The organism is Oscillospiraceae bacterium (assembly GCA_009780275.1).
Taxonomy (GTDB): domain Bacteria; phylum Bacillota; class Clostridia; order Oscillospirales; family UBA929; genus WRAI01.
On sequence record WRAI01000017.1, the window covers coordinates 1 to 20,531 of the forward strand.

A 20,531-nucleotide genomic window follows, 5' to 3' on the forward strand; every position below is an offset into this window, starting at 1 on the left:
AAATTGGGGAGCTGCACTCCCCAAACCCCTTGCAAACACGGCGGAAGCGATTTTCGTTCTGCGGAACAAAAATCACTTTCGCCGTGTCTTTGTAGCCACCGCCATAGAAAGGAGTACGACCATCGCAATCTATCATTGCAGTATTAAAATAATCAGCCGTGGAAAAGGTAAATCAGCCGTTGCCGCCGCCGCTTATCGTGCAGGTGAGAAAATCATAAATGAATATGACGGCGTGACCCATGACTATACCAAAAAAGGCGGGGTTGTGCATACCGAGATTTTACTGCCCGACCATGCCCCAGCCGAATATTCAGACCGTGCCGTTTTGTGGAACGCCGTTGAAAAATTCGAGTGCTATAAAACCGCTCAACTTTCGAGGGAAATTGAACTTGCCCTGCCTGTGGAATTAACGGAAACGCAAAACATTTCTCTTGTCAATGAGTATGTCAATCAGCATTTTGTTTCGGCGGGAATGTGCGCCGATATTGCTATCCACGACAAGGACGATGGAAACCCACACGCACACATTTTACTCACCATGCGCCCCATTGAACAAGACGGAAAATGGGGGCAGAAATCCCGCACGGTTGATGGCAAGAAAATCCCTACCGTGGATTGGAACGAGCAGACAAAAGCCGAAGAATGGCGCGAGGGTTGGGCGGTTGCTCTCAACGCTCATTTAGAAAAGCACAATCACGCCGAGCGAGTAGACCATCGGAGTTATGAACGGCAGGGCGTTGATAAAATCCCATCTATCAAACTCGGCACGGCAGCTCATCAGATGGAGCAAAAAGGGGTTGCCACAGACAGGGGCAACATCAACCGAGCAATCGAAGTTACAAATCAGAAATTGCGAGAACTCAAAGCGCAGATTGTGAAACTCCAAAAGTGGGTGCGTGACATTCCGAAAGAGCCAAACCTTGCCGAAGTTGTGCAGAGCATTTTTGACCGCCGGAGTGGAATACGCCACTTGAAGTACACCGCTGAAATTGTGAACTTCCTTGTCAGCAATGACATTAAAGACATGGCGGCACTTGAAAGCAAGCTGAAAGAAATGTATTCCACGCAACATGATATTCGCAACAAGTCAAAACCCATCGAGCGGCGATTGAAAGTTTTGGACGAGCATTTACGGCAAGTAGCGGATTACAAAAAGACTAAATGCCCAACCTCAAAAGCCTATCTTGACCGACACTTAAACGGCAGAAAAACAATCCCCACAAAGGCATGGCGAACAGAGCGGGAGCGGTTACTTGCCGACAAGCAAGTGTTAAGCCACCAATACCAAAAACTCAAAAAAGAAACCGACCAAGTTTACAAAATACGGCGGGCGGTTTATGATTTGGTGCAGCCAGAAACGAGAACACCAACAAGAGATATGACACGGTGACACACAAAGAAAAACGGCGGCATAAATCATGCCGCCGTAGCTTGTCTATCTGTTACCCCTCTCGATAATAATACTTCTTGCCCATCTTTCTCAAAAAGAAAATCGTCACGACAATCGCTAACACTTCCGCCAACGGCATGGCGAGCCACGCACCGTCCAAACTCGGCGTGATAATTCTCGGCAATGTAACCAAGAGTGTCAATGTAAACACCATCGTCCGCATAAGCGACATGAAACCCGATACCAAGCCATCGTTAAACGCCGTAAACCATGCTGTCGCAAACACATTGAACCCCATCAGCAAAAAGCCAAACGAGATAATTCGCAAACCCCGCACCGACATTGCGTGCAAATGCCCTGTACACATCTCACCGCCCCATGCCGTGAGATACTCCATCGGCACAGCACCATATCCGCTCATATACTCATAGACAGGCAAATGTGCGCTGCAAACACTTTGAACAAGTCCATTCAAATGTACGCATACATCGTTTGGCGAAACGTAAATCCTCACCATCAAATCAGCGAAAATGAGTGTGCCAACCAACGCAATGACAGACAATGCCGCAACGATAATCAAGCTCTTTTTGTATAGCTTTTTCAAATTGCCGTGCCGCTCTTGCCCTATTTCGCTGTCTGCGCCATAGTGCTTTTTCTTTCCAAAATTGTAACTCACAACAGGTGCGATACCCGAAGCGTAGCCAAAGAAAAGCGAAGATAAAATGCCCATTCCTGCCAAAGCGATACCTGCCGCCGCAACGCCCTCCCAACCAACAATGCGGACAAGTACGTTGTTCATAACGATAGTCGTTACGGTTGTAGCCAACATCGTCACCATTTCGCTGATACCATTCATTGAAGAACGACCGAGAGCGCGAATATCCCATTTCGGACGGACAAAGTAAATACCTTTTTTTCGGCTGAAAGTAAAATATATCATGCCCAATATCGTTGGCACGGCATAGCCGATACCCGTTGCCAATGCAAGCCCCATCACGCCTAAATCAAATACAAAAATGAATAAGGCATTTAATGAAGTGCTTACGAGTGCGCCCGAACTGGAAGCGAACATACTAAGAACGGGGCGGCCTTCGGCAATCATAAGCTGAACGAGGAACATACCGACCATAATAAACGGCATCATCAAAATTAGTGGTTGAATGTACTCCAAGGCCAAGTCAAAAACATCACTATCCGTGCCGAGCAGTCGCAACAGCGGACTTCTTGCAAACCAACCTACAACAGAGATAATCATACTTGTCACAAAAGTAACAAGAGTTAATAGGGTGAAATTTTCGCGAGCTTCTTGTAATAATTTTTTGCCTTTTTTCTTTGCGATAAGAGCTGTACCGCCGATGGATAACATTGCACCAATCGCCATTGTAAATGTGAAAAATGGCATAACAAAATTGATTGCACCGAGGGCTTCTTGATTGATTCCGCGTGCGGCGAAAACGCCGTCAATCGTGCCGAATATGCCCATGATAATGAATGATAATATCGTGGGGATTGTGAATGAAAGCAAAAACTTAAATGTTATCGGTTTATTCAGTTTTTCTTCCTCGGCGGCTTTTGCCGCTGCTTCTTTTTCTTCCTCTAACGTGAGGACTTCTTTGTGCTCTGTCATTGTAATTTCTCCTTTACTTTCGGTCGCACTTGCGGTATAATCAAAGTATAAACCATGACATTATGTCAGAGTCAATACCCAATTTCAAAAAAAGGAAAAATTATTTTTATGAGCAGAGAAAACGGTTTGCTTTCCATTGGTGAAATCTCAAAATTGACAGGGGCGAGTTTGCGCTCATTGCGTTACTACGAGAAATTAAATCTTCTAAAACCTGCCCATATTGACCCCGATTCGGGCTATCGGTACTACTCTTTCGACCAAGCATATCACGTTGAAATCATCATGTTTTGCATTGAGTTAGACATACCACTCAAAGAATTAACGCAGTTTACAAGTGCAGATGATATGATGAATTTCCGTGCATTCCTAACACACGGAAAAGAGATTGCCGAGCAGAAACTCAAAAAAATCCGACAAGGGTTGGCACTTATCCGCGACTTAGAGCAGAAAATGGATTTGTCCGAGCAATACAACCCCGAAGAAATATATGAGCGCGATTTTCCACAAAAACATTTCTATATCAAGCCGTGCGGCACTTCGTTGAGAGATTTAGATTTATTGGAATTGTTTGTGTCGTTTGCCGATATAGGCGATGTAGACGGTTCAGCGGAATACGGTTTTTTGTGTGAACATTCTGGGGATAACACCTCATATTTTGCTTATATGGAAGTGCCAAAACGCATGGCGAATAAAACAATCCCTGCCGGAAAATACGCTTGCCGGCAGAGCGAAAAGGCACAAATTGAGCAAGCCTGCGAATTGTTCAAAGAACACCTCACAGGCTCGTTTTTGGCTATTGAAACAGAGATTTTTACTGGCAGACATAAGATAAATAAGCCGTTTAATGAATTGCGAGTGATAACACTTGATAGCTGAAACTTAATACTCGAAGTAGCGCAGGGATTATCCTCTGTGCTATTTTTTTGCCCTTTTTTCATTTGCACCCCTTGACAAATCAATCGTGCCGTCTGCGCAAACGGTGCAAATGTACGCTATCTAATAAATCTACCCTCAGACTATATTACATCTAATTTCGATAATCAAGGCATTGGGTAGACTTGCGTGAAACCTTTGCTCCATGCTTACTTGCTACACCGCCAACTCGGCAATAAACTGTTTAATGACTAAAACAAATTTTTTGATGTTTGCAAGGTCTTCACCATCAAGGTTTTTCAAATAAAGAGGCCAACATGTACACACTTCATCGAAGGTTTTACCCAGAATCATTTTGTTTCTGCTAATACCACAATCTCGATCGGGGCAATTCCGTGGATTTATTTTGCTTAAAATAAATTCTTTCAGCCCTGCGTCTGTTATACAGTGCTCATAATCTACAAACCAGCGTTCTCTTGTGAATTGACTGAATCGCAAAATCCATCCGTTTTCATCAATCAGCATATAGCAAACGCCTTTTGATTTATAGCTTGCTTTCCAATGCCTTCCCGATGTATGTTTGAGCGACATTTTATTTTCTTTCATAAACTCAATAAAGTCAAGTGCGCTTTGTGCTGTTTCGCCATCAAGATGTAAAGTAACAGCATCTTCTGCTTGGGGCTTTATTTTCTCTGCCATCTTATCTTCCTGCTTTCGTACACGCAATGAAATACCCGGTTTTATCTTTATCAAAGCTACCGTCATCGCCACGCGCATCGTAATCAGCAAACACATCGCCCCCCCACGACCATGAAGCGTCGTTGTATTCGTTCGACTCTCTGAGAATATCTTTTATTTGTCCCTCAACAAATCCACCCCAACCTTTGGCAATATAACCCTCATCAATATCAAAATAATCCATACCGTCCGGCACAGGCGTATCTGCTCTCATGAATTTGCCGATTTTATATCCTTGCAGTCTATTTTTTTCGTCATACTTATCCCACATATATACGCCACCTGCGTATGGCATATCGGGCGCAATATAGTCCGCCATTTCGTCAAGGGTCGAAAAAATCCACTTCTTAGCACTCCAAACGCTTCCGAGAATCCCCCCTGTATCAGCGTGTGGATTACCCCAATCGTTGCGGACATATACAGCCTTGCCGATAAAGCGGTATGCAGGATTTTTTACTACCTCAAACCGTTCCAATATGTGCGGCGAATTTGCCGTTTGGCTCTCAACCGCAATGCTTGTTAGCTGTTCGTCAACAACATCAGATGTATCAAGCAAGTTCGCAATGTCTGGACTATCTTGTACCAATGATGTTTCAATTTCCACCGCTTTGTCAAATAGCATTTTTATGTCCGATGCGTTGTGAAAATCAGCTTGCCGCATTTGGTGAATAAACTCTAACACGATTTCTTTTAATTCGTGCAAATGTGCTACTTCATTGTCAATGTCATCAACTTTTCTGTCCAAGACCGAGAGAACAGCATCGGAATTGTTTGCCGAAAATATTTGTCCGATGTCGGCAATCGAAATGTTCATTTTACGCAAGATTAGGATTTGCTTTAATCTGACAATCGCAGTTTCGTCATAGAGCCGATAACCCGAACTTTCGTCACGGGAGCTATGGATAAGCCCCATCTTTTCGTAGTAGTGTAATGTACGCGCCGTAACATCGTAGCGTGTGGTGACTTCGTTGATTTTTATTAACTGGTTCATAGTATTTTCTCCTTGTATTTTCGCAATAACAAGGTTAGTATAAAGCCTTACCTAAGGTAAGAGTCAAGCCTTTTTTCAAAAGTTTTTTACAAAGAATCCGCACTCAGATTTTACCTCAAATGCGGTAGCTAATATAAATTCCTGCCCCTACGAATACTCACTATAACAATCAGCTATAATACTTCCCCCAAATATCGTCGCGACATAATCCCGCACAACGCTTGCACCGCCTGCAAAAGCTCGTCTTTTCGCGCCGCTGCTTCGTCTTGCGGCAAATCAACAATCACATCTTCAACCTCCGGTGTATAGCGAAATTTGCCAACAACTGCGCCGCAGAATACGCCGTCAACGAGAATATAATATAATGTATCGGGGTAATCGTGCGTAAACATCGTTTTTAGCCAATGTTCGTTTGACTTTACCATAAAGTCGTTGCGATGCATGGCAAAAACACGTTTTTTCGGCATTTCAGCGTAAGTTTCCAGTAATTTTACGTCATCGGGCAGCATATAGCCGTGCTCTGTTTCAAAAATCGTATTATTTTCAATCATCGTAGCTATCGCGGATTTGATTTCTTTTTCGGGCAATTTATAAAACGATTTTGCCATCTTGCTGTCAAACACGACATGACGATACGCAAACCGTTGCAGCACAATTATTAACGACTCATGGCGCGAATACTGTTCCACGTCAACATCAGGAAACATTTCGGCAAACTTATACCAACCTCTGTCCCATTCGCCGTCGTACTGGTCTTCGTAAACCAAAAACGCTTCTTGCAAGCGGTGCAACGCCGGTGTAATGTCTTTAACGCGCAGTTGCAGCGTTTCTTTCAAATACTCAATGTTCATCGGGCCTTCACGCTCGATAAGTTCCCAAACACTCTCCTGCACGGGATTCGGCACAATCAGCGGCTTGCACGCTAACCCCGCAAACAACGCCAAATCCTCACGCACAATCCAACCGAGATTGCCGCCTTGAAACCGCCTTTAAGCAATTTGCGCTCGGCTTGCCGTTGACGGTTATATTCTATGTCGTTAAAATCGGCACGGTATGTGATGCTCGGCGGGTCGCCAAAACCGTTCCAATACACGTTTTGCCCGGGCTGGGTGTCGCGGTAGAGTGCGTCGTACTCGGCGTGGCTTACCGTGCTGTTCAAATGCTGCCGTTCCATGCGCAGGGCGGTTATGTGTTGTTGATTCATAGCAAACTCCTTACTTTATCGGATGTAGTTTTGCCCATTCTCTGCACTGGTCTATACGTTTGCCCGGTGGCGTATCGCATTCCTCATCATCGCCGCAAGACATGTTGTAAATATCGTTGCACATAGTTGAATCATAAGTATGTGTTTCGGCACAGATAAGCATTGGCAACTTTTCGCATTCGCCGCAATGCGCGTGACCTTTTTCAATACAGCATTTTGCCGTATCGCACTCACCCCAAAACGGATTGCCACCGCTGACAAGACAGCCATTGCAGCCGTTTGATTCTTTATAAGGGCAGGTGTCGCAACAAAGCCCGCAGCGTGATTGAATTTTGCTCATGTATGTATCCTCCTGTTTTGTATGGATGGATTCTACCACCCGCATATCATTCACTGCATTTACGCAAAAAGACACCAGCGCACACCAAATTTGTCAATCAATACAAATTGAAGTTGGCTATATGGACAAGGCCCCAAAGCGTCGATGATTGTTGCATCATCTTTCAAAATCTCGTACGCTTTCTGTACACAATCTTCATTGCCCGTGCCAAATTCCAGTGCAAACATCATAGTGTTTCCGATAACAATTTCATCGCGCAGCTCCATCAACGCCAATATATGCCCGTTGATACTGAGCTCAGCATGAGCATAGCTGCCGTCCTCATTTTTGTGTTCTGCAACAAGCTCGGCATCAAAGGCCTTTTGGTAAAGTGCGGCGGCTGTGACGCTATTTTTAATGATTGCTTCAAAAAATACTCTGTGCATTTTTGTTGCCTCCTATATATGAATTATTGCTCAATGATAGCACCTCAAACACGACAACAGTATGATGATTTTATCAAGCATGGTATTATCCTCACAATATCAATATAGTGTTCCCGTCGGGGTCTTTCACGATAAGCTCTTTTCCGCCCCATGAAGCCGTTGTCGGAGGGTCAAGCTCAACCCCTTTTGTCTTCAATTCTTCATATGTTCTATCGTGGTCATCGCACTCAAAAACAAATGTAACCGTACCGGTATTTGATTTGCCCCATTCGTTCTCGTTCCAAATCCAAATATGCGGTTGGTTTATATCAAACCCGATTTCTGCGCCGTCAAAGTCTGTCGGGTCTTCTCCGCATATCGGAATCCCTAATTTTTCGTTGTAGAACCGCGCTAATGCTTCCGGATTCTTTGATGAAATGTTCATGCCACCAAATTTAGTAATCATTGTTTTTCTCCTTTAAGCTCTTGCTCGTAATTTTGACGAGCAATGTTAGTATACCACCTCAAACACGACAACAGTATGTCCTGTTGAAAATAAACTTCACCTATACTTCAACAAAATTTTCTCAGCAATATCCTGTATTTCTCGGGCAATATCGTCCGGCGCAAGCACTTTGACTTTATCACCAAAGCCCAACAACCAGTTCAGCAAAAACGCACGATTTTCAAACCCGAATGCAAACAATAAGCCATCGTTGGTTTCCTCATAACTGCCCAAACCGTACGCCTCAATCAATCGATATTTCTCACTGCTGTCAAACAACGCCGTTAATTCAATATCATCGGTAAAATTCATGCCAAAGTCTTGCCGATCGGGCGGAATCTCCCGCGGCGCAAATGTTTCGTCGCGCGTATTCAAATCCCACAGGCGTTGCAGCTTAAACATACGCCAATCCTGCCGCTCTATGCAAAAACCAAACACATACCACGATGACCACTGAAACAGCGCGATATACGGCTCAATGCAACGGCGCGAATGCCCGCTTTGGCTGTAATAGTCAAACACAATCAACCGCGATTCACGCACGGCGCGTTTAATTAGCGCAATTTTCTCAGTCAATTGCCCCTTATAATAAGAGGCTAAATCAATTTTAATGGGATTTTTCTTGTCTGATTTTGCGCCCAGCTTATCAAGTGTCAACGCCGTTTTAGCATCGTCGGAAACACTGCCTAATCCTTGCACTGCGGCAATTAAATCGGGCAACTCCTCATCGCGCAGCACGTTTTTATCCAGTGTAAATCCCTCGGCTATCGCAATGCCGCCGCCCGCGCCTTGCGCCGTGACAATCGGAATGCCGGCAACACAAAGCGCGTCAATATCACGCCCGATAGTACGGCGGCTGACCTCGAAGATTTCAGCCAACTCGGGTGCCGTCATGCGATCGTTTTGTAATAGCAGTGTAACAATGCCGAGCAGGCGGTCGAGTTTCATATTTATCTCCTAGTACTCACACTGCCCCGCAGTCCTCGGAAACGGTACAACATCGCGAATGTTTGCCATGCCTGTCACATACATCAACAACCGCTCAAAACCTAACCCAAAGCCGGCGTGTTTTACACCGCCAAACTTACGCAGCTCCAAATACCACTCGTAGGCTTCCGGCAACATTCCGTCTTCGATAATGCGCTTTTCCAACACATCCAGCCGCTCCTCGCGCTGACTGCCGCCAATTAACTCACCCACGCCCGGCACGAGCATATCCATTGCGGCAACCGTCTTGCCATCATTATTAAGACGCATATAAAAGCTCTTGATTTCCTTGGGATAATCAACCACAAAGACGGGCTTTTTCATCAAGGTTTCACTCAAAAAACGCTCGTGTTCGGTCTGGATGTCGCTGCCCCACGCCACAGGGAACTCAAACTTATCTTTGACTTTTTCCAGTTCTGCAATCGCCTCGGTGTAGGTCATGCGCCCAAACGGCACGTCGCGCAGCTGTTCCAACCGTTCAAGTAACCCTTGCTCCATAAACCTGTCGAAGAATGCCAATTCGTCGGCGCATGTTTCAAATAAGTGACTGACGATATGTTTCATCATGGCTTCGGCAAGCTCCATGTCATCGTTGATGTCGGCGAAAGCAATTTCCGGCTCAATCATCCAAAATTCAGCGGCGTGGCGCGGCGTATTTGAGTTTTCGGCACGGAATGTCGGGCCAAAAGTGTATGTCTTGCCGAACGCCAATGCAAACGCCTCGGCCTGCAATTGCCCCGAAACAGTCAAATGCGTCTGTTTGCCAAAGAAATCTTGAGTGAAATCGTCCTTACTTGGCGGCAACGTCGTCACGCGGAACATCTGCCCCGCACCCTCGGCATCACTGCCCGTGATAATCGGCGTATGGGCGTAAACAAAGCCGCGCTTGTGGAAGAAGTCATGGATGGCAAACGACGCTTCGCTCCGCACGCGAAAAGTCGCCTGAAAGGTATTCGTACGCGGCCGTAAATGCGCAATCGTGCGCAAAAACTCCATCGAATGTCTCTTTTTTTGCAATGGATACTCGGGCGGCGATTCGCCCTCTACGCTCAATTCGGCAAGTTTCAACTCCAACGGTTGCTTGGCTTGCGGCGTACAGACAACCGTACCGCGCACGGTAACTGCCGTACCGACATTCAGATTGGCAATGGTGGAAAAGTTTGGCAAATTACTCTCCCCCACCGCCTGAATGCCGCCCATGCGCGTACCGTCATTGAGGTCAAGGAAGCAAAAGTTTTTCATGTCCCGTGCCGAGCGCACCCACCCGGCAAGTTCAACTTGTTGCCCGTCAAATGCTTGCGGCGCGGCAAAGATTTCGCGAATTGCTGTGTAAGGCATAGTGACCTCTCCTCTGTCGTATTGTTGCGATTATTGTAACATGATTTTGTTCAAAATTCAATCCAAAAGACCCTTTGTCTTTTCGACGGCGAGTCGTAGAAATTTATCGGGTTCTTTGATATATTCAAATCTCGCATTGCTCACTTCAAGGGCTAACGCCCCATTATAGCCAAACATTTTCAACTTTTCCGCTATGATATCCCAATGAAGATTGCCCGAGAAAGGCAATGCGTGACAATCATTTACTCCATCATTGTCATGTAAATGTAACGCCATCAGCCTATCACCATACAAACTCAATAAATCAATTTCAGGCATAAATAAATTCCAGTGACCGCTATCAAAACAAAAGCCCAGCCGGTGCGACTGAATATCTCTGAAAATATATGCAAGAAATTCGGGGCGGCTCATGTTTTCTATGGCAATATTTACATTTAGGCGTTCCGCCACTTCCACAATCTCTTTCAATCTGTCAATACCAAAATCAAATTTGTTTGGCAACATAACTTCCTTATTGCCGTTTTTATTTTCGGGGTGCATGACCAGTGTTGGTATATCATGATCTGCACAGTCTTCTATGCACGTAATCATTTCCCGTACATAATCCTGCCCGTTAATGCTATCTTCCCACAGAAAATTGGCGTTCATATAGGGCGCATGAGCGTTTTCAACATATAGTCCGACATCTCTTGCATATGCGGGAAAATCCTTGTAGTCACTGTCGAAATAATCTGCCCACAACAATAAAACGCCCGAAAACCCTGCCTCGTTGATGTGACGCATTCTTTCTTGCGGGGAAAGGTGATAGCCAAACCAGTCAACAATCGTTATATCCATTTTACTCTCTCAACACATAATCTTGCCTTCAATTATACCACCACTCGCACCGTATATCAAGCCTTGCGCTAGTCGACATAATGTGTTATAATGTAATCTAAACCGCACGATATGGAGGGCGCGTCATGGATGATAATATATCAAGCACAAACACTAATGATATTTCGGTTGAGCTTTTAGAGGGTGTGCACGCCATCACCGAAGCGTTGCGTGCCGGGCGACCGTTGGATAAGCTATACGTTTCCAAGGACGCAAAAAACCTTAGAGGGCTGCTCCAAGAGGCAAAACGCGCCCAAGTCGTCGTTATCGAGCGCGAACGCGCCAATCTTGACGGCATGAGCGCCACGGGCAAACATCAAGGCGTGATTGCCAGCGTTGCAGCGCGGCGTTACGCCGATTTGGATGAGATTATAGCCAACGCAAAGCAGTCGGAACGGCCAGCGCTAATTGTCTGCTGTGACGGCATTGACGACGGCCGCAACCTCGGCGCAATCTGCCGTACGGCCGAGGCAGCGGGCGCGCATGGTGTCGTTGTTACCAAACGACGCTCGGCAAGCTTGTCAGTTTGGACTGACCGTGCGGCAGCCGGCGCGTTAGAGCATTTGCCGCTGGCTCGGGTAAGCAACTTGACTACAGCATTAAAAACGTTAAAGGACAACGGCTTATGGATTTATGGTGCCGATGCCGACGGCAATGTTGACGGACTTGACGCCGACTTTTCCGGCGCGTGCGCGTTAGTACTTGGCTCAGAGGAATCGGGACTGTCTCGGTTGGTGCGCGAGCAATGTGATTTTATTGTCAGTCTACCTATGTTGGGCAAAATCGGTTCATTGAACGTATCAGCTGCAGCAGCTGTTTTATTGTATACCGCAGTAAAAACACGGAGGTAAAAATAATGCCTAGACAAAAAGGCGAACGCGCTAAAAGCAATAAAAATAGATCCGATAAATGGGAACATTTAGATTTCATGTTTGAAGAGGGGCAACAACCTGTGCCAAGCGAGCTCACGCCGCCGGATTTAGTGACAATTACCGGGCTTGATGATATAAAAATGCCTACGCCACCTAAGGCCGATCCCCTCCAGATATCTATTGCGTCACCCTCTGCTTCATCTCTCGAAGCTACAAAAAAAGTAGACCCAACGGCACAGTTTAAGCAACTGACTGAGGAACTCAAAGAACTTGACTTACAACACGCCATCCATCTTAAAGAATCAGCTCCCCTTCCAGTTATCAAGCCTGTCGAAATTGAAACGGATGATGAGGGTTCATTCAAAGATGCTTTTGCGCCATCATCTGACTTTGTGGGTCAAAGTGTTGATGAGGATATTCCTTTAGAAGTGCCTATCGAAGTAAAGTCATCATTATGGCAACGCTGGCGCGAGAAAATCGGCCGAACGCCCAGTCAAGAATATCAGCCTACGCCGGAAGAAACCGCCGACACCATCGGCAAAACCTTACCGTTACTGCGATTGCGTGCTGCATTATTGCCATTTCTGATCCTGCCGCTGCTCTACCTCACACTGGCGGAGACGTTGCCGTTACCGCTATCAGAGGACATCACATTACGACTGGGGTTGTTTTTCCGCCCGTATCGATTTTATGGCTTCACAGCCGCCATGCATTTGGCGGTCATGGCATTATGCTATGACGTCATCGCCGATGGCATCCGGCAACTGATTACCTTGCGCCTTAGACGCTCGTTCGCAGTAACCGTCGCCAACTTGGCATCGTTAGCGTTTATTTATCAGATATTTCTCACGCCTGCCGCACAATTGCCTTACCGTGAGCTTAGGTTTGTGCCTCTCAACATCATCGCCGCCTTATCACTCATGTTCAGCTTATGGGCACGGCTCAGTGAAGCAACCGCACGGCATCAAACGCTCAAGGTCGCGGCATCCATCGAAAAACCTATTGTTCTATTCCGCAAAGAGGCCGGCTACGAACGCCATGCCATCTTCGGGCGTATTACAGGCAATCATGATGATTTTGTACAACAGATCGAAAGTCGCGACCAAGCTGCCGTCGTGGATAGCAAATTGGTTCCGATTTTATCTGTCTTGGCAGTGCTTTTCGCGCTGATTGCAGCTATCAGCAACGAAACACCTTACCTCTTTTTGTGGTGGTACTCCATCCTTACGCTGGCTGTCGCGCCATTTACTATCGGATTGAGCTTTGCTTTACCCTATCGCCGCGTAGTGCGACATTTGGCGCGCTTCCGCGCTTGTATCGCGGGATGGCCGGGCGTCGCGGCACTCGCCGGCGACGGCGTGTCTGCCTTGCGTGACGCCGACTTGTTTCCGCCGGGGCGTGTAAAAATTACCGGTATGGTGCCGTTCAATGACCACTCTCCCGCCCGTGCCATCACTTACACTGCCAGCATTTTACGTGTCAGTGAATGCAACTTATCCATCTTGACCGATGAGTTGATTCGCGATATGAAAATGGGCGATGTTATTCAATCTGTCAGCCAATTTGAGTTTCATGAGGAAGGCGGCTTTTCCGGCGAGATTGGTAGCGACCGCATTTTGGTAGGCTCCGGCTCATTTATGCGGCGCATGGGCGTGTCACTGCCAAAAAAACTGCCGTCACGCACAGCCATTTATACTGCTATCAACATGAGCTTGGCATGTTCATTCCCGTTAGAATATACCACCAGCAAAGACGTGCGTCGCTCTGTGCGCAAACTCTTGCGTTACAATGTCCCGCCTGTACTTGTCTGCCGCGATTTCAACATTACGCCACGGTTGCTCAACCAGGTTATGAGCGGCTTAGGTGATCATGTAGACATCCCCCCCACCGAGCAGCGGCTGGCACTTTCGTCACCTGAGCATCCACTCAACATCAAGCTGGCAGCACTCATTGAGCGCGACAGCATTGCCACGTATACCGAGTGTATCGTATCCGGCATCAAACTCCGTTCGGCAACACGCTTCAACTTGCTGTTCCATCTACTCTGCTCTGTCGGCGGACTGCTGTTGTTCTTTTACTTTGCCTTTATCAATAGCCCTCAATCGCTTTTGCCACACATTATTCTGCTCTTCTTCGGCATTTTTCTCGTGCCGGTTTGGTTGGCATCTCGGATTGTAACGTGGCATTGACGGCTCACAAACGGAAAATAAGGGCATAATAATAAAAGCTCAACGTGAAAAATCCCCATAACTATCTTTCCCTGCTGTTACAGTTTGACCAAGAAACCGAACATGGCGAAGTTGTCATCATAATCTACGATTTATCTCGACTTTTAGCCAACAGTGCACAAGAAAACCCAAACACAACTGCTGCTGCAATGCCTGCGGCAGTTGCTGTTATGCCGCCTGTAAACGCACCAAACACCCCGTCAGTTGCCACGCCGCGCCGAACGCCTTCGGCTAACGCATAGCCAAAACCTGTCAATGGTACGGTTGCACCTGCGCCCGCCCATTCTACAAGCGGCGCATATATGCCAACCGCAGTCAATATCACACCTGTTACGACATAAATCACCAATAGTCGTGCCGGTGTCAACTTTGTTTTATCCAGGATGATTTGCCCAATGGCGCATAGCAAGCCGCCAATAATAAATGCTTTCACAAAGTCCATATTACACCTCAATGCACACGATGTGACAAATTCCGGGAATGCTTTCCCCTTGCATGACGCTCAATGGTGACAGCAATGCACCGGTGCCGCAGAAAAGGATCTTCTTCCACACTTTGGCGCGCATACGCTCCAACACATGTCCACACAACACAACGGCACTGCATCCGCAGCCCGATCCGCCGGCATGCACGTCTTGGGTGTTGATATCATAAATCATCGCACCGCAGTCTTGCAAACGGTCACCGAGGTCATAGCCGTCTGTTTTGAGCAAATCTTCAAGAATTGATTTACCCACTATGCCCAAATCACCCGTTAAAATCAGGTCATAATCACTCGGTTTGGTATCGGTGTCTTGCCAAAAGGCAATGATACTCTCATATGCTGCAGGTGCCATCGCGCCACCCATATGTCCGGCATCAGTGATGCCGCAATCGACGATTTTGCCGATTAACGCTTGGCTTATGCGCGGCAAATTCTCGGCAGTTTGCGCACTGATAACACAACCGCCCGCACCTGTGACCGTCCACTGTGCCGTAGGTAAACGCTGTCCGCCGTACTCCAACGGCATGCGATACTGCCGCTCTGCTGTGCAGAAGTGCGACGATGTCATGGCCACGGCATTCTGCGCATACTGCCCGTCAACTGCCATGGACGCAACAAGCAACCCCTCTGCCATCGTTGAACACGCGCCATACAACCCCAAAAACGGCAAACTGCTCTCACGCAGGCCAAAGCTCGATCCCACACATTGGTCAAGCAAATCGCCTGCACATATAAGGTCGATGTTTTCCAGGGTTAATTTCGATTTATTGCATAAATACTGCAGCGTATCCTTTTGCATACGCGCTTCGGATTTCTCCCATGTTTTTTCACCAAATGTCGTATCATCCGATGCGTAATCAAATGTATGCCCCAATGGCCCTGCGCTTTCGCGCTTACCGACCATGCAAGCACTGGCCGTGATTGTCGGCTTGGATGGAAATGTGATTGTTTGTCTTCCGATTTGTTTACTCATAGGGGTATTTTAATCGTTTTAGTGGAAAATATACCATCCCCAGCGCAAATACCGCTGCATTTGCAGCAAATCCCGCCGCAATGCTCAACGGCGCGTCACCCAACCACAGTGTTACAGTCACTCCGCAGATCGCTGCTACAAACAGTATCGACTGGCGGGCACGTTTGCCCGCCAAGGCCGCGATTAGTGGTGCCAGCACAACAGGTGCCCAAAAACGGTATGAGAACAGGAGCAATTGAAATACTCCGCGTCCTTGCAACGCAATGGTCATGGCAGTTAACCCGGTGACAACGTTAATGCCGCGCGTCAAATTTAACTGCGCCTTGTCTGACAATTTGACAAGCGGCAAAATCACATCATTGGATAACCCAACAGTCGCCGACGTCAAAATCGTATCCGCCGCACTCATCACAACAGCCAGCATTGCCGAAATGACAACACCGCGTAAAATAACCGGCATAACATTCAAAATCAACGCCGGCATTGCCATCGGAGCAGCAATTTGGCTGTCAAGCACAAATACAATCAGCCCTACCCCCCCCGTCATGATGAAAAACGGCACTGACAGATATGCTGTCGCCATTGTGGCCTTGCGCAAAGTATCGCGCTCACGCCCAACAAACATACGTTGAACGTATGACGGAATCAACGCTTCGCCCACCATAAGCGACACAAATAGTCCCGCGAACGCCATCCAGTCGCCTGTTGGTGCAATGCGCAAGTATTGCGGCGGTAGAGATTGTGCCAACGCCCCTACCCCGCCGACTGCCGATAGCCCGAACAGCACAAGCAACGGAATGCCCACCATCAGTACAATGAATTGAATACGGTCAATGGCAATAATCGAGGCGATACCGCCAGTTGTTGAATAGAGCAACACTATCGAAAAACCAAGCAAAATACCTACTCCATAGGGAATACTTAGCAACTGTCGAAAAATATGACCCACCGCCGCGATTTGTACCGCCAAAATACCGGAAGCAAAAAAGAACGAACATAATCCGGTCAAAACCCGCGCCTGCTTTCCATAGGCACGCCCCATGATGTCTCCGGGTGATGTACATTGCGACAAATCGCGTACACGCGGCAATAAGTAACGCGCAATGAGCCATTGTCCAACTGAAAAGCCCATCAGCGCCGCAATATTACCAATGCCGCTTGTGAATGTCTCCGCGGCATTTCCATTAGAGAATCCGCCGCCGATAAACGACGACGACAGCGTCGCCACCATCGTAAACATACCATAGGTCTTGCCAGAAACGTTAAATTGGTGTACACTCTTAACGTGACGACCTGCCCATAACCCTACGAATAAAATCATCAGCATGTATGCCGCGACAACGGCAATATCAATGGTTTGCACAATTTCACCTCATCATTTAGGAGCTAGTTATGAGAAAATTTATAAAGAAATTTTTTAGTGAATTTACGGAATTCGCTCTGCGAGGCAATGTCATGAACCTCGCCGTTGGTGTCATTATCGGCGTGGCATTTCAAGGCGTTGTCACCTCACTGACCGATAATATTTTGTCGCCTATCATCGGATTATTTATCCGCAGAAACTTGGATTTCCTGACCGTAACCATCTGGAATGCCACATTGTATTACGGCGCATTTCTCACGACTGTCATGAATTTTTTCATTATGGCGTTCGTCGTATTTCTCATCGTTCGCGGCATGAACAGAGTCTGCTGTATTGGGAAAAAGCCGGAAGATGAGCCCGCAACCGAACGCACTTGCCCATTCTGCATGAGTGGGGTACATAAAGAAGCCACTCGCTGCCACTCATGCACATCCATATTAGACAATGCTGACACGCCATGAACACACCTTGTATCGAAATTCTCAATCATTTGAATGCCGCCGGTTACGAAAGCTATTTTGTTGGCGGCTGTGTGCGCGATCTGGCGCTCAATCGTACACCGCATGACTATGACATTGCTACACAAGCCACGCCCGAGCAAGTCAAGCAAGTGTTTAGTGATTCGCACGTCGTTGATACAGGCATTCGCTATGGGACAGTGACGATACGACATGAACATATCCCTATTGAAATTACAACGTTCCGCGCCGATGGCGCATACTCCGATGGCCGCCGTCCCGATGCCGTTTTCTTCGGACAATCTATCGAAATTGATCTAGCCCGTCGCGATTTCACTGTTAATGCCATGGCGTGGAATCCCGAGCGCGGGCTTTTCGACCCTTTTGGCGGCGCAGCCGACTGCCAAACTAAGATTATTCGTTGTGTTGGCGAGCCGGTGCAACGGTTTTCCGAGGATGCCTTGCGTATTTTGCGGGCATTACGTTTTGCCTGTCAGCTTGGATTTTCCATTGAATCACATACACAAGCTGCTATGTACGAATGTGCTGAATCCTTGCGACACATTGCTTCTGAGCGAATTACCGCTGAAGTCAGCGCAATGCTGATGAGCTGCTCTTTGCGTCCAATGTTTAATAATCAAGCACTGTTCGCCGCTCTTGCGCCGCAATGGTCAGCACTTAGCAGCGAAGGTTGGCGCACGCTTTGTCAAGCCATTGAACGGTCTGACGATGTCATTGTACGCATTGCAATGCTGTGCCATAATGGATTCCCTAAACGCTTGCGGTTAGATAATCGCACGATTTCTCGCATCAAGGCAATGCACCGCCAAATTGATTTACCAAGCGAGCCACACGCAATGGCTCATATCATTGCGGTATACGGCGTTGACGCTATCCGCGACTTGTTGACATATCGTCAGGCTTTTGATGAAACAGCGCCGGTTGACATTTTCGATAACGTTCTCGCCACATTCTCTTGCCTGAATTTGAAGCAGCTGGCAGTCAACGGCAACGACCTTTTAGATATTGCACAGGGTGCACAAATCGGCAAGCTATTGCAAACATTGTTGCAAGCAGTCATTGACAAGGAAGTGGAAAACGAGCGGAAAGCGCTATTGCAATTCGCTAGGGACTTCTATAGGCGGCAGTTCTAACGGATCAAATGCCTGCATAACACCTATACGTTCTAAACACTCTGCCCTCAATCGCCCAAATAATGCGTCATCACGCAAGAAAAACTCAATTTCAACCTGCAAAATCTCGGCATCACGGCTGCGTTGCGCCAGTTGTTCCATCAAGTGCCGCTCCAATGCCGCCTCTGCAATATCTTTGTTCATAACATATTCAAACGGCTCAAACTCTAAGTACGCTTCACGAATCATTATCAATGGTAGTGTTACGCCCGGCGGAACTGAGAGTTTTCGTTCTTCTCGCTGTTTATCATAATGTTCGAATGGAACACTCCGCCCAGCCGATAGCCGTGTCAGCCAATTGCCGACTTGCAGCGTATATCGCATGCGTGACCGTCCCGTGTATTCTTTCCCCAGTGAATACAACGGCACAACACCCTCAATCTCATGCCATGTCCGCGCATAAACTTCACCCATTGCGTGCATAATACGCAACGTTCCATGCTCAGTAGCCGCTGCGCCGCTGATAAGAATATCGCCGGCATTGACGGTATCTCCCACTTCACGCAAATTCAATCCGTTATACACACGCATCGACACAATGACACCCGGCTTCCGTGCCACGATATGGCATGGTGTCGATGTCTCCAGCCGCGGTTCACCCATCACACGTTCACGCACTTCAACAATGGCGCGGCTGCCTCGTATGTTAATGCCCAACCAACTCAATTCTTCAATGCGCAGCATCATCTCATCGCGCACATCTCTTGACCGAATGCGATTGGTCGGGGTACCGATCCCGATGCCAATATCCTGCAAGTGCATGAGGATTTTTTCACGCGGTAATTCATCATAGCCTATAACTTCAATATCCCATACAAACTGTGCCATAATGAAAACGGCTGCTATAAATATCCCCAATCCAATAATCATCCCCAACCGTTGGCGCAGTTGGCGCCATACATACGGCGCACCCATTTGTCCTACATGTTTGACAGAAAATCCTGCCTGCTCGCCCAGTTTGACCAGTTTACGGCATGATGCAAAATGTGCACTGACGCACATTTCAGTAGTATCAACACGTTCCAACTGCCATAGTGCTACACGATGCTCGGCACAAATGTTCAAAAATCGCTCGGGATTGCTGCCGAGAATCGCAAATCGCACAATACCGCGCCCGTAATTGATCGCTCTTTGCATAATGTTTATTACCTCCGATTAGCAAGAGAGCCCTTGCTTTACGTTTCGAATTCAATGGCAACAATGCCGCCCTCAACCATTAAATCCTCAATATTCATAGCCTTAATGGTCAACCCATGTCCGCGCACACGCACAATGGTTTTGCCGCAATTGATGGCAACTTCGTTGTTCTCATACATCAGCAACCCCTTGTGATTGCTGATATAAAATTGCTGATTGCCTACCATTTCCATGCGCGGCACGCCAGCCACGGTATCGGCCGGCAAATCCATCATATCTGCGGCGCGTTCAAGCAGCGTCTTTTTATTTGGTTGCTTTGGCATTATCTCACCTCAAAATTGTCCATGTCCATCCATATGTGTCTTGTCGCTCAGTCATGCCTTAGATAATATCTAAGTGGCGCTCGTTGGAACGGCGTTGATGGTACGACCTCACTTTAGCCTAAAAACGATACCACTAAACAAAAAACGACTGCACTGTTGAAGTGTGGTCGTTTTTTTGTTGCAATGCCATCGTTGATTTGAAATTCGTGTACGGGGTGGTATTCGAT

General features: G+C 47.2%; 22 protein-coding genes. 6 read left to right on the top strand and 16 right to left on the bottom strand.

The window, feature by feature from the left end; all coding sequences use genetic code 11:
* The coding region (locus FWE06_06120) for a MobA/MobL family protein (GenBank protein MCL2546755.1) at window positions 1–1,390 on the top strand (1,390 nt) is incomplete at its 5' end.
* Window positions 1,391–1,442: 52 nt separating this feature from the next.
* Here FWE06_06120 and FWE06_06125 read toward each other — a convergent pair.
* Window positions 1,443–3,017, bottom strand: coding sequence for an MATE family efflux transporter (locus FWE06_06125; GenBank protein ID MCL2546756.1), 1,575 nt, complete (start codon window positions 3,015–3,017; stop codon window positions 1,443–1,445).
* A 108-nt stretch (window positions 3,018–3,125) separates the two neighbouring features.
* Between FWE06_06125 and FWE06_06130 the strand changes: the two genes are divergently transcribed.
* Window positions 3,126–3,893 (top strand): MerR family transcriptional regulator, encoded by a 768-nt coding sequence (locus FWE06_06130; GenBank protein ID MCL2546757.1) that lies wholly within the window; start codon window positions 3,126–3,128, stop codon window positions 3,891–3,893.
* 213 nt (window positions 3,894–4,106) lie between these two features.
* Here FWE06_06130 and FWE06_06135 read toward each other — a convergent pair whose 3' ends face one another.
* The 10 genes from FWE06_06135 to FWE06_06180 form a co-directional block, all read right to left on the bottom strand.
* Window positions 4,107–4,589 carry a hypothetical protein gene (locus FWE06_06135; protein MCL2546758.1) on the bottom strand — a complete coding sequence of 161 codons (483 nt, stop codon included), beginning with the start codon at window positions 4,587–4,589 and terminating at the stop codon, window positions 4,107–4,109.
* A gap of 1 nt (window position 4,590) precedes the next feature.
* Window positions 4,591–5,619, bottom strand: coding sequence for a MerR family transcriptional regulator (locus FWE06_06140; protein ID MCL2546759.1), 1,029 nt, complete (start codon window positions 5,617–5,619; stop codon window positions 4,591–4,593).
* Between the two features lie 173 nt (window positions 5,620–5,792).
* Window positions 5,793–6,575: a hypothetical protein gene (locus tag FWE06_06145; GenBank protein MCL2546760.1), complete on the bottom strand. Its 783-nt coding sequence runs from the start codon at window positions 6,573–6,575 to the stop codon at window positions 5,793–5,795.
* A complete protein-coding gene (locus FWE06_06150; protein ID MCL2546761.1) occupies window positions 6,542–6,823 on the bottom strand; it encodes a hypothetical protein in 282 nt (93 codons plus the stop codon). The genes FWE06_06145 and FWE06_06150 overlap by 34 nt, the downstream gene beginning before the upstream one ends.
* Before the next feature lie 10 nt (window positions 6,824–6,833).
* On the bottom strand, window positions 6,834–7,163 hold the full coding sequence (locus tag FWE06_06155; GenBank protein ID MCL2546762.1) for a DUF3795 domain-containing protein: 330 nt from the start codon (window positions 7,161–7,163) through the stop codon (window positions 6,834–6,836).
* 59 nt (window positions 7,164–7,222) lie between these two features.
* Window positions 7,223–7,588, bottom strand: a complete 366-nt coding sequence (locus FWE06_06160; GenBank protein ID MCL2546763.1) for a VOC family protein — start codon at window positions 7,586–7,588, stop codon at window positions 7,223–7,225.
* 91 nt (window positions 7,589–7,679) lie between these two features.
* Entirely contained in the window at window positions 7,680–8,033 is a 354-nt protein-coding gene (locus FWE06_06165) for a VOC family protein (GenBank protein MCL2546764.1), read from the bottom strand.
* Window positions 8,034–8,129: 96 nt separating this feature from the next.
* Window positions 8,130–9,020 (bottom strand): YafY family transcriptional regulator, encoded by an 891-nt coding sequence (locus FWE06_06170; GenBank protein MCL2546765.1) that lies wholly within the window; start codon window positions 9,018–9,020, stop codon window positions 8,130–8,132.
* Between the two features lie 9 nt (window positions 9,021–9,029).
* Entirely contained in the window at window positions 9,030–10,397 is a 1,368-nt protein-coding gene (gene asnS, locus FWE06_06175; GenBank protein MCL2546766.1) for an asparagine--tRNA ligase, read from the bottom strand.
* A 57-nt stretch (window positions 10,398–10,454) separates the two neighbouring features.
* Window positions 10,455–11,234 carry a sugar phosphate isomerase/epimerase gene (locus FWE06_06180; protein MCL2546767.1) on the bottom strand — a complete coding sequence of 260 codons (780 nt, stop codon included), beginning with the start codon at window positions 11,232–11,234 and terminating at the stop codon, window positions 10,455–10,457.
* Between the two features lie 125 nt (window positions 11,235–11,359).
* Here FWE06_06180 and rlmB point away from each other — a divergent pair, with 125 nt between their 5' ends.
* Both rlmB and FWE06_06190 read left to right on the top strand, forming a co-directional pair.
* A complete protein-coding gene (gene rlmB / locus FWE06_06185) occupies window positions 11,360–12,124 on the top strand; it encodes a 23S rRNA (guanosine(2251)-2'-O)-methyltransferase RlmB (GenBank protein MCL2546768.1) in 765 nt (254 codons plus the stop codon).
* A 5-nt stretch (window positions 12,125–12,129) separates the two neighbouring features.
* Window positions 12,130–14,334: a hypothetical protein gene (locus FWE06_06190; GenBank protein MCL2546769.1), complete on the top strand. Its 2,205-nt coding sequence runs from the start codon at window positions 12,130–12,132 to the stop codon at window positions 14,332–14,334.
* Window positions 14,335–14,458: 124 nt separating this feature from the next.
* On the opposite strand, the gene spoVAE is transcribed toward FWE06_06190, so the two are convergent.
* Genes spoVAE through FWE06_06205 form a run of 3 tightly spaced genes read right to left on the bottom strand, consistent with a single transcriptional unit; the run spans window position 14,459 to window position 17,193 of the window.
* The gene (spoVAE, locus tag FWE06_06195) at window positions 14,459–14,815 is read right to left on the bottom strand and encodes a stage V sporulation protein AE (GenBank protein MCL2546770.1); all 357 of its coding nucleotides are present in this window, start codon (window positions 14,813–14,815) and stop codon (window positions 14,459–14,461) included.
* A 1-nt stretch (window position 14,816) separates the two neighbouring features.
* The gene (spoVAD, locus tag FWE06_06200; protein ID MCL2546771.1) at window positions 14,817–15,830 is read right to left on the bottom strand and encodes a stage V sporulation protein AD; all 1,014 of its coding nucleotides are present in this window, start codon (window positions 15,828–15,830) and stop codon (window positions 14,817–14,819) included.
* Window positions 15,823–17,193: a sodium:solute symporter family protein gene (locus FWE06_06205; GenBank protein ID MCL2546772.1), complete on the bottom strand. Its 1,371-nt coding sequence runs from the start codon at window positions 17,191–17,193 to the stop codon at window positions 15,823–15,825. The genes spoVAD and FWE06_06205 overlap by 8 nt, the downstream gene beginning before the upstream one ends.
* A 29-nt stretch (window positions 17,194–17,222) precedes the next feature.
* Here FWE06_06205 and mscL point away from each other — a divergent pair, with 29 nt between their 5' ends.
* A complete protein-coding gene (gene mscL / locus FWE06_06210) occupies window positions 17,223–17,654 on the top strand; it encodes a large conductance mechanosensitive channel protein MscL (protein MCL2546773.1) in 432 nt (143 codons plus the stop codon).
* A complete protein-coding gene (locus FWE06_06215) occupies window positions 17,651–18,805 on the top strand; it encodes a CCA tRNA nucleotidyltransferase (GenBank protein MCL2546774.1) in 1,155 nt (384 codons plus the stop codon). The genes mscL and FWE06_06215 overlap by 4 nt, the downstream gene beginning before the upstream one ends.
* Here the strand turns inward: FWE06_06215 and FWE06_06220 are convergent.
* Together FWE06_06220 and FWE06_06225 are read right to left on the bottom strand one after the other, a co-directional pair.
* Window positions 18,764–19,981, bottom strand: coding sequence for a sporulation protein YqfD (locus tag FWE06_06220; protein ID MCL2546775.1), 1,218 nt, complete (start codon window positions 19,979–19,981; stop codon window positions 18,764–18,766). The two genes, FWE06_06215 and FWE06_06220, sit on opposite strands and share 42 nt — an antisense overlap.
* A 38-nt stretch (window positions 19,982–20,019) precedes the next feature.
* Window positions 20,020–20,304 (bottom strand): sporulation protein, encoded by a 285-nt coding sequence (locus tag FWE06_06225; GenBank protein ID MCL2546776.1) that lies wholly within the window; start codon window positions 20,302–20,304, stop codon window positions 20,020–20,022.
* Between the last annotated feature and the right edge of the window lie 227 nt (window positions 20,305–20,531).